The following is a 1,059-nucleotide window of genomic DNA, read 5'->3' as shown; positions in this document are numbered from 1 at the left end:
ATGTTCTCGGGTCAAGGAAGCCAGTATGTAAATATGGGGCGCCAGCTTTACGAAGTAGAACCCAGCTTCAAAAAACATGTAGACCATTGCAGTGAGATACTCAAACCCCACCTGGGAATAGATATCCGCAATATAGTTTATCCAACTACTCAGCAAAGGGAACAAGCAACTAGGCAACTACAACAAACAGCAATCACCCAAAGCGCATTATTTGTAATTGAATACGCCCTCGCCCAGTTGTGGATGTCTTGGGGAGTACGCCCAGTGGCCATGATTGGTCACAGTATTGGTGAGTATGTAGCAGCAACAATAGCAGGCGTGTTTTCCCTAGAAGATGCCCTAGCAGTGGTCGCAGCAAGGGGTAAACTCATGCAGCAAATGCCTACTGGGAGTATGCTGGCAATTGGGCTAGGGGAACAACAAGTGCAGCCTTTGTTAGGTGAGGGTCTATCTCTAGCAGCAATCAACAGTCCCTCCTCTTGCGTAGTATCAGGAACAACGGATGCAATCAGCGAATTACAAAAGCAACTAGCCTGCCAAAACATCGAATCTCGGGTTTTGCATACATCCCATGCATTTCATTCTCATTTGATGCAACCAATGTTAGGGGAGTTTGTGCAGTTGCTGAAAAACGTCCAGCTAAATCCTGCCCAGATTCCTTTGATTTCCAACCTCACAGGCACTTGGATTAATCCTCATGAAGCCACAAATCCTGAGTATTGGGGTCAGCATCTACGGCAAACAGTGAGATTTTCTGCGGGTATCTCTGACCTATTACAGCAACATCAAGGCATTTTCTTGGAGCTCGGACCAGGGCGAACCCTCAGCACACTCACAACACAACATCTTAACGGCAATCAAAAACAAAAACAGTTGGTCTTAACTTCCCTACCTCATCCCCAACAACAACAATCAGATGTTGCTTGGTTGTTACAGACATTGGGTCGGTTGTGGTTGTTTGGAGTCGAAATCGATTGGTCAGTATTCCATAGCCATCAGCAACGTCAGCGTTTGCCTTTACCCACCTACCCCTTTGAACGCCAAAGATACTGGATTGAA

At 46.3% G+C, this 1,059-nt stretch carries 1 protein-coding gene; it reads left to right on the top strand.

Going from position 1 to position 1,059, the window contains the following annotated elements; translation table 11 throughout:
- Nucleotides 1-1,059: acyltransferase domain-containing protein (locus UYK_RS24200; RefSeq protein WP_016871464.1), on the top strand; the 1,059-nt coding region annotated here is incomplete at both ends.

It is taken from the genome of Fischerella thermalis PCC 7521 (genome assembly GCF_000317225.1).
In the GTDB taxonomy this organism is placed as follows: Bacteria; Cyanobacteriota; Cyanobacteriia; order Cyanobacteriales; family Nostocaceae; genus Fischerella; species Fischerella thermalis.
This window is presented reverse-complemented; position numbering and strand designations above follow the sequence as displayed.